The sequence below is a fragment of the Parvimonas micra genome (genome assembly GCF_021300775.1).
Classification (GTDB): domain Bacteria; phylum Bacillota; class Clostridia; order Tissierellales; family Peptoniphilaceae; genus Parvimonas.
Genome location: NZ_JAJTJP010000002.1, coordinates 296309 through 307186, shown reverse-complemented (window position 1 = coordinate 307186; position 10878 = coordinate 296309). Strand labels below are relative to the sequence as shown.

At 28.6% G+C, this 10878-nt stretch carries 14 protein-coding genes; all 14 read right to left on the bottom strand.

Annotation, left to right across the window (positions count from 1 at the left end; translation table 11 throughout):
• On the bottom strand, nucleotides 1-3234 hold a 3234-nt coding region (locus tag LW893_RS04730), incomplete at its 3' end, for a lectin-like domain-containing protein (RefSeq protein WP_420094855.1).
• Between the two features lie 368 nt (nucleotides 3235-3602).
• Nucleotides 3603-4073, bottom strand: coding sequence for a YehR family lipoprotein (locus LW893_RS04725; RefSeq protein WP_233056084.1), 471 nt, complete (start codon nucleotides 4071-4073; stop codon nucleotides 3603-3605).
• Nucleotides 4074-4189: 116 nt separating this feature from the next.
• Nucleotides 4190-4669 (bottom strand): DUF1307 domain-containing protein, encoded by a 480-nt coding sequence (locus tag LW893_RS04720; protein ID WP_233056083.1) that lies wholly within the window; start codon nucleotides 4667-4669, stop codon nucleotides 4190-4192.
• Nucleotides 4670-4687: 18 nt separating this feature from the next.
• Entirely contained in the window at nucleotides 4688-5158 is a 471-nt protein-coding gene (locus LW893_RS04715; RefSeq protein ID WP_233056082.1) for a YehR family lipoprotein, read from the bottom strand.
• A 149-nt stretch (nucleotides 5159-5307) separates the two neighbouring features.
• Nucleotides 5308-5790: a DUF1307 domain-containing protein gene (locus tag LW893_RS04710; RefSeq protein ID WP_233056081.1), complete on the bottom strand. Its 483-nt coding sequence runs from the start codon at nucleotides 5788-5790 to the stop codon at nucleotides 5308-5310.
• A 15-nt stretch (nucleotides 5791-5805) separates the two neighbouring features.
• Nucleotides 5806-6273, bottom strand: coding sequence for a DUF1307 domain-containing protein (locus LW893_RS04705; protein ID WP_233056080.1), 468 nt, complete (start codon nucleotides 6271-6273; stop codon nucleotides 5806-5808).
• Between the two features lie 21 nt (nucleotides 6274-6294).
• A complete protein-coding gene (locus tag LW893_RS04700; RefSeq protein ID WP_233056079.1) occupies nucleotides 6295-6774 on the bottom strand; it encodes a DUF1307 domain-containing protein in 480 nt (159 codons plus the stop codon).
• A 152-nt stretch (nucleotides 6775-6926) separates the two neighbouring features.
• Nucleotides 6927-7400 (bottom strand): DUF1307 domain-containing protein, encoded by a 474-nt coding sequence (locus LW893_RS04695; RefSeq protein WP_233056078.1) that lies wholly within the window; start codon nucleotides 7398-7400, stop codon nucleotides 6927-6929.
• 36 nt (nucleotides 7401-7436) lie between these two features.
• Nucleotides 7437-7982 carry a DUF1307 domain-containing protein gene (locus tag LW893_RS04690; RefSeq protein WP_233056077.1) on the bottom strand — a complete coding sequence of 182 codons (546 nt, stop codon included), beginning with the start codon at nucleotides 7980-7982 and terminating at the stop codon, nucleotides 7437-7439.
• 103 nt (nucleotides 7983-8085) lie between these two features.
• Nucleotides 8086-8556 carry a YehR family lipoprotein gene (locus tag LW893_RS04685; protein WP_233056076.1) on the bottom strand — a complete coding sequence of 157 codons (471 nt, stop codon included), beginning with the start codon at nucleotides 8554-8556 and terminating at the stop codon, nucleotides 8086-8088.
• Between the two features lie 101 nt (nucleotides 8557-8657).
• The gene (locus tag LW893_RS04680) at nucleotides 8658-9125 is read right to left on the bottom strand and encodes a YehR family lipoprotein (RefSeq protein WP_233056074.1); all 468 of its coding nucleotides are present in this window, start codon (nucleotides 9123-9125) and stop codon (nucleotides 8658-8660) included.
• A gap of 28 nt (nucleotides 9126-9153) precedes the next feature.
• Nucleotides 9154-9615: a DUF1307 domain-containing protein gene (locus tag LW893_RS04675; protein WP_233056073.1), complete on the bottom strand. Its 462-nt coding sequence runs from the start codon at nucleotides 9613-9615 to the stop codon at nucleotides 9154-9156.
• Nucleotides 9616-9718: 103 nt separating this feature from the next.
• A complete protein-coding gene (locus tag LW893_RS04670) occupies nucleotides 9719-10192 on the bottom strand; it encodes a YehR family lipoprotein (protein ID WP_233056072.1) in 474 nt (157 codons plus the stop codon).
• 85 nt (nucleotides 10193-10277) lie between these two features.
• Nucleotides 10278-10826 carry a LemA family protein gene (locus LW893_RS04665; RefSeq protein ID WP_233056071.1) on the bottom strand — a complete coding sequence of 183 codons (549 nt, stop codon included), beginning with the start codon at nucleotides 10824-10826 and terminating at the stop codon, nucleotides 10278-10280.
• Nucleotides 10827-10878 lie beyond the last annotated feature (52 nt).

The window sequence follows — 10878 nt, the reverse complement described above, 5'->3', positions numbered from 1 at the left end:
TCTCTTTGCTTCTGCCAATGCATCATCATAAGCTTTCTTTGAATTTTCAGTTGCATTCTTGTACTTGTCATCAGCCTTAACTGTTGGGTCTTTTGCTATTTCTGCCTTTAATGCATTCTTATCAGTTGGTTGTCCATCTAATGCTGCTGCTGCATCTTCAAGGTCTTTCTTAGCTTTATTTACTTCCGCTTGTGTTGCATCTGTTTTAGCATCGATTCTCTTTGCTTCTGCTAATGCATCGTCATATGCTTCTTTCTTTTCATCAGTTGCATTCTTATACTTATCGTCAGCTTTAACTGTTGGATCTTTTGCTATTTCTGCCTTTAAAGCGTCCTTATTTGTAGCTTGACCATCTAGAGCTGCTGCTGCATTTGCTAAGTCTTCTTTTGCTTTATTTACTTCAGCTTGAGTAGCTCCTTCTTTTTCGTCAACCTTTTTCGCTTCTTCTAAAGCTTTATCATATACTTCTTTCTTTTCGTCAGTTGCATTCTTATACTTATCATCAGCCTTAACTGTTGGGTCTTTTGCTATTTCTGCTTTTAAAGCATCCTTATTTGTAGCTTGACCATCTAAAGCTGCTGCTGCATTTGCCAAATCTTCTTTTGCTTTATTTACTTCTGCTTGTGTTGCATCTGTTTTAGCATCTATTCTCTTTGCTTCTGCTAATGCATCGTCATATGCTTCTTTCTTTTCGTCAGTTGCATTCTTGTACTTGTCATCAGCCTTAACTGTAGGGTCTTTTGCTATTTCTGCCTTTAATGCATCTTTATTTGTAGCTTGACCATCTAAAGCTGCTGCTGCATCTTCAAGGTCTTTCTTAGCTTTATTTACTTCCGCTTGTGTTGCATCTGTTTTAGCATCTATTCTCTTTGCTTCTGCTAATGCATCGTCATATGCTTCTTTCTTTTCGTCAGTTGCATTCTTGTACTTGTCATCAGCCTTAACTGTAGGGTCTTTTGCTATTTCTGCCTTTAATGCATCTTTATTTGTAGCTTGACCATCTAAAGCTGCTGCTGCATTTGCTAAATCTTGTTTTGCTTTATTTACTTCTGCTTGTGTTGCATCTGTTTTAGCGTCGATTCTCTTTGCTTCTGCTAATGCATCATCATAAGCTTTCTTTGAATTTTCAGTTGCATTCTTGTACTTGTCATCAGCCTTAACTGTTGGATCCTTTGCTATTTCTGCTTTTAATGCATCCTTATCAGTTGGTTGACCATCTAAAGCTGCTGCTGCATTTGCTAAATCTTGTTTTGCTTTATTTACTTCCGCTTGTGTTGCATCTGTTTTAGCGTCGATTCTCTTTGCTTCTGCTAATGCATCGTCATAAGCTTTCTTTGAATTTTCAGTTGCATTCTTATATTTATCGTTAGCTTTAACTGTTGGATCCTTTGCTATTTCTGCTTTTAGAGCATCCTTATTTGTAGCTTGACCATCTAAAGCTACTGCTGCATTTGCTAAATCTTGTTTTGCTTTATTTACTTCTGCTTGTGTTGCATCTTCTTTTGCATCGATTCTCTTTGCTTCTGCCAATGCATCGTCATATGCTTGTTTCTTTGCATCAGTTGCATTTTTATATTTATCTGTTCCCTTAACTGTAGGGTCTTTTGCAATTTCAGCTTTTAAAGCATCCTTATTAACTTCTATACCGTCAAGAGCTGCTGCTGCATCTGCTAAATCTTTCTTTGCTTTATTTACTTCTGCTTGTGTTGCATCTGTTTTAGCGTCGATTCTCTTTGCTTCTGCCAATGCATCGTCATATGCTTGTTTCTTGTCAGCACTTCCATTTTTATATTTAGCACTAGCTTTTACATCATTTTCTTTTGCTATTTCTGCTTTAAGAGCATCTTTGTTTGTAGCTTGACCATCTAAAGCTGCTGCCGCATTTGCTAAATCTTCTTTTGCTTTTTTTACTTCTTCAACTGTTGCATTTGATTTTACATCAATTCTCTTTGCTGCCGCTAATGCATCATCATAAGCCTTTTTCTTTGCATCTGTTGCATTTTTATATTTATCAGAATTTTTTACAGTATTTTCTTTTGCTATTTCTGCTTTAAGAGCATCTTTATCAACTCTATATGCATAAGTTACAATTTGAGAACCTACTACATAATTTACAGTATCTCCTGATTGGTATCCTCTTGCAGTTGAAACATTTGTTGCAACTAACTTATATCCATCAAGATTTACATAGCTTGATAAGTTAACAGAAGGAGTACTTCCATCACTTCTAAAAGTCTTATGAGATTTTATTTCTTGTTTTGTATCTGCATCTACATACTTAACAGTAACATAAGAACCACCTGCAGAATATTCAAAACGTTCTAATTTGAATTGTTGTAAGTTTCTAGCGCCCCCAGTTGATGCAAATAGGGCAAAAGCTAACTCTTCTTGACCAGCAACTTGTCTAGTTGTACTTCTACTATTATTAATCCAATCTTGAATACTTCTTTCAAATACTTGACCATCATATGTTACAGTCATTTTCTTTGTAGAGCCGTTATAACTAACTATTACCTTTTTAAATTCATTATTAGTAGGTTGAGTAGTCAATCTCTTTGCATCACTTACAGCATATTTCGCTCTACCACCACCATCAGTACGGTAGAATGCTCCAAATGCTCCATTTTGATATCCTGGAAATTTAGGATCGGCATCTGATTTAGCTGCTCCATTTGGTGTACTGGTATTATGGTAAGTATCTAATTTAAAACCAAAAGAATTTGGAATACCTCCAAGTCCTATACTTGCTCCATCTAATCCTACTACTCCGGGTTCTTTAGTTGTAAATACAAAAGAAACACCATCTCCACCAGTAACTCCATCTGGGCTATATCCTTCATATCTTTTTCCAATATTGATTTCCCCAACTAATTCAAAGCTTTCAGATAGTGAAATCTTATTAAATAATGTATAAGCTCCCTTTCTTGAAGGTGCATCATCAGTTAATGTTACTACATTTCCATCTTTGTGAGCATCTGCTGATGTTGTAAAAAATGTGTCTTGATTATCTGGAGTAACAATTAATTTCGCCTTAGGGTTATATTCTGCATTACCTAAGTTAACAGACGGATCTATTTCTCTTTCCGCTCCGTAAGAAACATGTCTTAATGAGCCTGTTAATTTTGCTGTTGTTGGAGCTAATAAAGTGAATACTAATAGACTGCTTACGAATAACCAGCTACCATGTTTTTTTCTAGCTCTCCAATTTTTCTGTACTACTTCTTCTCTCTTCATACATACCTCCTATTTTCCTACTTTTTTTTGTAAATTTTTATTTTTAATATACTTATATAGTATATCATAAGTTACCCATTTTTTAACAAATAAAATAGCTAAAAACCTTAAAATTTGAAAATTATTTTTGATAAAATCAAAAAAATCTTATGGTAAACTTTTAGCAACCAAAAATATAATTTAAAATATGTATATTGTCTTGTTATACAAAGGATTGTGAAAAGATATTCATTTTAAAAACTTATAATATTTTGTTAAATTTATGTAATATATTTTTCGCGCCTAAAATTCCAAAAGCAAACATTTTAGTGAATTTCTAAATTTTTGCAATAAAAAAAGTAGTATAAATACTACTTTTTAATTTTTAATTATTTTTGTTCTTTGAATCCTTGTTGAGTTACAAGTTCTTCACTCTTTTTCATACTAATTTTAACTTTTTTAGGATCTTGGAAGCTTTCACCCATTATAGTTTTTGCTTTTTCATAGTCAAGATTTTCATAATCAACTTCTAAAGTTTCAACGAATTTATCTTCTTGATAATCTATTGATTCTTTGATTCCTTTGATTCCTTGATATTTTTCAGCAATTGGATCTAAAACAGCCTTAACTGCTTCTTTTGTCTTTAAGTTTGGAATATTAGCATAAACACCTTCGTTTACAGTTGTTTGTTTAATTACTTTATCGTCACTTTCATTATAAGTATAAGTTAAAGTTGTTTTAACTCCATTATTTTCTCTAACAAAAGTTTTTGTAGCAGTTTTACTTCCTGAACAAGCAGTAGTTAGTACTACAACAAATAACATAGCAAATGCTAATAAAGTTCTTTTTAAATTTTTCATTCTTAACCTCCATTTAAAAAATTATAACTAATTTTAGCATATATGAAAAGTTTTTTCAAATATTTTTTAACAAAGTTATTTAAATGCAAATAAAAAAGCAGTATAACTGCTTTTTATTATTTTTCTTTAAATCCATATTTTAAAATATTCTTTTCAAACTCTTTAAAACTTAAAGATTCTTTAATCTTCTCTTTAGCTTGTTCTACTTCTTCTTCAGATAATTTCGTACCTAATAGTCCGCTGAATTTATTAATATCAATTTTTGTAAAATCAATTGAAATATTAGCTACTATCCCTGTATCATTATATTTAAGTTCATATTTAAAACCCTCTATTGAGTTAACAAAATTTCCTGCCATTGATGCCATCGCTTTTGCTTGCTCTTCATTTTCAACTCCCAAATTTTTATAACTTATTTTAACTTCTGCATCAATAGCTTTAATAGTATCTTCTTTATAATTAACCTTTATAGTACTTGTAATTTCTTCGTTTTCAAAATAATAAGATTTTGTTTGTCCACCAGAACTACAAGATGCAAGAATTACAATTGTAAAAAGTAATACAAAACTTGTTATAATTCTTTTTAAATTTTTCATAGGACACCTCCATAAAAATTATTTTTCTTCGAATCCTTGTTGTAATAACATTTCTTCACTTGCTTTCATGCTAACTTTATTTGCTGAAGGATCACCTGAAAATATCATTCCTGGTAATTGTCTTGCCTTCTCAAAATCAATATTTTCATAATCTACTTCAAGTTCTTCTGTAAATCCATCATCATTAAAAGTAACAGATTCTTTTAAACCTTTAATTCCTTGATATTGTTTAGCAGCCGCTTCTATTCTGCTTTTTACTTCTTCTTTACTTAAACCATTAAATCCTGAATATGGAGCAATTGTATTAGATGTTTGTTTAATTACTTTATCTTCGCTTTCTATGTAAGTATAAACTAAAGTAATTTTTATACCGTTTTTTTCTAATACAAAAGTCTTTGTTGCATTTTCTCCTTTACTACCACAAGCTGTAGTTACTACAATAACAAATAGCATTGCAAATGCTAATAATAATCTACTAATTCTTTTCATTATTTTCCTCCTTTTTGGTTAACTAATTTTATCACATTATGAAATTTTTTTCAAATTAACCCTCCCTTCCACGATGCTTCACATCGGGTGGGTACCTGGGAACCTTGTTGTTTCACAATAAAAAAAGACAGTTAAACTGCCTTTTAAAATTATTTTTTTTCTTCAATTTTTTTAAATCCCATTTGTAATAATTGAGTTTCCATTTCTTTTAAAGTAACATTATTACTTTTAAGTTCACCAGTAAAATAAAGTCTATTAAACTCATTTGATTTTTTATAGTCAAGTTTTTCAAAGTCGAGTTCTATATCTTCTATAATCCCATCATCTTTAAATTCAACACTCGCTTTTATTCCATCAATTGCTTGAATTTTACCAACAACTTCATTTACTATTTTTTTAATTTCATTTTCTTTTAATCCCGAATAAGACGAATATTTAAAAGTTGATTTAACTTTTTCTTTTAAAACTTTTTCTTCCTTTTCAGTGTAAGTATATGTTATAACTACTTTTGAATCATTTATAAGTAGTTCATAGGATTTTGTAGGATTTCCTTTCTTCATTGAACAAGCTGAAGCTAATAGTAAAACAACTAGCATTGAAAATGAAAAAATTATGTTTTTTAGTTTTATCATTCTCTTCCTCTACAATTATTTTTGTTCTACAAAGCCTTGTTTAATTAACTCAGCTTCTCTATTTTTCATACTTAAATCATTGCTACCATATACTTCTTCAAATCCTGGAATTTGTTGTTTAGCTTTTTCATAATCAAGATTCTCGTAATCTAATTCAACAGTTTGAACATATTTATCTTCTTGAATATCTAAAGTCGCAGTCAAACCATTAATTCCTTGATGATTAGCTAAAGATAGATTTAAAATATTTACAACCTTTTTTTTGGCTTCTTCAGATTTTAAAATCATTTTTGCATCTGTAACTTTAGTAACCTTTATAATTTTATCCTTACTTTTAATATAAGTTATAGTTTCAGTTATAGTAACCATTTCTTGATTTAATACAAAAGTTTTTGTAATAGGTTTGTTACTTTCACAAGCTGTTGTTAATACTACAACAAATATCATTGCAAATGTTAATATTAATCTACTAATTCTTTTCATTTTTTCTCCTTTTTGGTTAAATTATTTCTTTTCTGTATAACCATCATTTGTTAATGATTTTACTGTTTCTTCCATACTAACTTTAGATTGTTTAGGATCTTTTATATTTGAGTTAAATGCTTTATTTGCTTTTTCAAAATCAATATTTTCATAGTCGATTTCCATAACTTCAATAAAAGTATTTTCTTTATATTCAATACTTTCCTTCACACCTTTTATATATTGATATCTTGCTGAAACTGCCTCTACTTTAATTTTGATTTCGTCCATAGATAAACCTTTATATATACTATATGGTACTTCAGTAGTAGTTACTTCTTTTAGAACCTTATCTTCTTTTTCTATAAATGTATATTCAATAGTTGTTTTTATACCATTTTCTTTTTCTTCTTTTTCAAAAGTTCTTGTAGCAGTTTTTACTCCTAAACCAGAGCAAGCAGTTGTTAATACAACAACAAAAAGCATTGAAAATGCTAACAGAATTTTATTAATTCTTTTCATAATTATCCTCCTTTTTGGTTAACTTATTCTATCACAATATGAAGTTTTTTTCAAATAACAACCCCACCCTTCCACGATATTTAGCATCGGGTGAGTATCCGAGAACCTTATTGTTTCACAATAAAAAAAGACAGTAAAACTGTCTTTTAAAATTATTTCTGTTCCACATAGCCCTCATCAAGAAGTTGTTTTTCTATTCCTTTCATAGTATATTTTACTTCTTTAGGACTTTTAAAACTTGGTCCAAAAACTGTTTGTGCTTTTTTATAATCAATACTTTCATAGTCTATTTCAACATTTTCAACGAAGGTATCACCTTCATAAGTTATATCTGCTTTAAGACCCTCAATACCTTTATATTTAACAAGAGCCTTTTCAAACATATCTATAATTTCTTCTTTAGTTGATTCAGGTTTATATGTTGAAAAATTTCCTTCAGTTTTTGTTACCTGTTTAAGAATTTTATCTTCTTTTACCTTATAAGTATAAATTATTGTTTTTTTTATAATACCATTATCAAGTAAAAAAGTTTTTGTTGAAATAGATTCAGTTTTTATACAAGCAGTTGTTAATACAACAGTAAAAAGCATAGTAAACACTAATAAAATTCTTTTAAAATTTTTCATAAAATCTCTCCCTAAATTTTATGTATATTCCAAAATTTATTTCTTTTCTACATATCCACCTTTTAACAGCGCTTCTTCTGTTTGTTTCATGCTGAATTTTTCTTTATGTGGATTAATGTAATTTTCTCCAAATACTTTTTGAGCTTCTTCATAAATAAGAGTTCCAAAATTTATTTCTGTAACTGTTTTAAATCCATCATCTCTCAATTCTAAAGTATTTTTAATCCAGCTATATCCTTTTTGATGTTCATTTACTTCTTTTAAAATTTTTTGAATTTTTTCCTTATTTCCACCACCTATTTTGTATGCTTCGTAAGTTGATTCAGTTGTAGTTTCTTGAAATACGATTCTATCTTCACTTTCTATATAATAATAAGTAACAGTTTGTTTATAACCTGGTGTTTCCTTTACAAAAGTTTTTGAAGGATTCTTCTTTTCCTTTGGAGTTGTATCTTCTACTTCTACTTTTTCTTTTTCTTCTTTTTTATTTTCATTATCTGTTCCTTTATTTGAACAAGCTGTTGTCAATACTATAACAAATAGCATTGCAAATGTTACTAAAAATCTTCTAAAATTTTTCATCATTTACCTCCTAAAAAATTTATTAACTAATTCTATCATATTATAAAATATTTTTCAAACTACATAAAAAAAGATAGCTATGCTATCTTTTTTAGAAAATTAATTATTTTACAGTATAACCTGCTTTTGTTAAAGAATCTTCAGTCTTTTTCATAGATACTCTAACTTTTTTAGGATCTTGGAAGTTTGGTCCGAAAACTGTTTTTGCTTTTTCAAAGTCAATATTTTCGTAATCTACTTCTAAAGTTTCGATGAATTTATCATCTTGATATTCAATGCTTTCTTTTAATCCAGTAATTCCTTGATATTTTGCAGCTATTGGATCTAAAAGTTTTTGAACATCTTCTTTGCTTGATCCTGGTCTGAATTCAGAATAAATGCCTTCGTTTTTAGTTTCTTGCTTAATTATTTTGTCTTCTTTTTCATCGTAAGTATAAGTAATTGTTGTCTTTAAACCATTTTTTTCTAAATAGAAAACTTTTGTTGCATACTCATCTTTCTTTGAACAAGCAGCTGTTAAAACTACCACGAATAACATTGTAATTGTTAATAAAATTCTTCTTAAATTCTTCATTATTTACCTCCAAATGAAATTTATGACTTATTGTAACATATTTTTAAATATTTTTCAATAAGCAAAAAAAGTAGTAAAATACTACTTTTCTTAAATTATTATTATTTTTGTTCTTGATATCCAGCTTTTATTAAAGTTTCTTCTGACTTTTTCAAGCTAATTTTAACTTTTTTAGGATCTTGGAAGTTTGTTCCCATAACTACTTTTGATTTTTCATAGTCAAGATTTTCGTAATCAACTTCAATAGTTTCTACAAATTTATCTTCTTGATAATCTATAGATTGTTTAATTCCTTCAATTCCTTGATATTTTGCAGATATTGAATCTAAAATCTTTTGAATATCTTCTTTAGATCTGTTTAGATTTGCATAAAGCCCTTCATTTGTTGTTACTTGTTTAATCACTTTGTCTTCTTTTTCAATATAAGTATACACAACAGTTGTTTTTAAACCATTTTTATCTAACACAAAAGTTTTTGTGCTAGTTGCATCCTTACTTGAACAAGCTGTTGATAAAACAACAACAAATAGCATAGCAAATGCTAGTAATGCCTTTTTTAAATTTTTCATTTTTTACCTCCACTTTTATATATTAAAATTATTTTTGTTCCTTATATCCTTGATTATACATAATTTCTGCAGATACCTTCATGCTAACTCTTACTTTTTTTGGATCTTGAATTGAAAGATAATTTTTTGCCTTTTCATAATCTAGATTTTCAAAGTCAATTTCAATATTTTCAATGAATCTATCCTCTTTATACTCTACAGTATGCTTGATTCCTTTTATTTCTTTTGTTTCTTCAATATCTTTGTCAATAATTTTCTTAACTTCTTCTTTAGTCATTGCAGGATTTAATTTATCATAAATTCCTTCATTTGTTGTCAATTGTTTAAGTACCCTATCTTCTTTTTCACTATAAACATAAGTAATTGTTGATTTTTGACCATCTGCATCTTTAACGAAAACTCTTTTTTTAGTTCCGTTAGAACAGGCTGTTGTTAATATAACAACAAATAGCATTGTAAATGCCAATAAAATATTGCTAAGTTTTTTCATCTTATTCTCCTTATATTTTATACTTTAATTCTATCATATTTAAACGCTTTTTTCAAATTTAACGCAAAATAAAAAAGTAGTAAAATACTACTTTTAAATTAGACTATTTTTGTTCTACATAACCATCTTTTAATAGAGCTTCTTCTGTAATTTTCATACTAACTATTCCTTTTGAAGGATCTTGAAACTCTTCGTCAAGAGCTACTTTTGCTTTTTCGTAATCAAGATTTTCATAATCAATTTCTATTGTTTCAACAAAGCTTTCATCTTTATAATCTATTGAGTATTTAAGACCTTTAATACCTTCAAATTTTTTAGCAATTGGCTCTATCATTTCTTTTATTTCTTCTTTTGTTTTTCCAGGTTGAAACTCAGCATAAGTTCCTTCACTTATTGTTTCTTGTTTAATTATCTTGTCTTCTTTTTCAATATAAGTAAACACTTGAGTTGTTTTTAAACCACTATCTTCTAAAGTAAAAGTTTTTTTCGCTGTTTCTCTATTATTTGAACAAGCTGTTGCTAAAACTACAAAAAATAACATTGCAAATGTTAATACTATTCTTTTTATATTTTTCATTAATTCCCTCCTAAAATACAATAATTCATTTTAACATAAAAATCAAGTTTTTACAATAAAAAAGCACTCTTTCGAGTGCTTTAAATTAATCCCAGCTTGGTGGATTTGATTTTGATTCTGTATGTTGGAAGTATTCGTATTCTGAGAATCCTAACATTCTTGAAACTAATACTACTGGAAATACTAACATAGCTCTATTAAATCTTGTAACTGTATCATTGTAAATCATTCTTGAATTCTTTACATCTTGTTCATAAGAATCAATTTTATCCATTGTATTTAAGTATAATGTATTTGCCTTTAATTCTGGATATGATTCAACAACTACTGCAAGTCTTGATAAAGCTTGAGTAAACATATTATCATCAGCTTCAATATCTTTTACAGAACTTGAACTATTAACTCCTCCTCTTGCTTGAACAACTTTTTCTAAAGTTTCAGCTTCATGAGCAGAGTATTTTTTAGTTGCATCAATTAAAGATTTTAAAGCATCCCATCTTGATTCAACATTTGCTGCTATTTGTCCCATAGCATTTTTAACCATTTCTCTTAATCTTATTAAGTTGTTGTAGCTAACCATTAACCAAAGTCCTAATAAGACAACTACACCTAAAATTACGCCTAAAACTATCATAATTTTCTCCTTTCTAATTTATATTAATTGCATTAATATTATATCAAATATA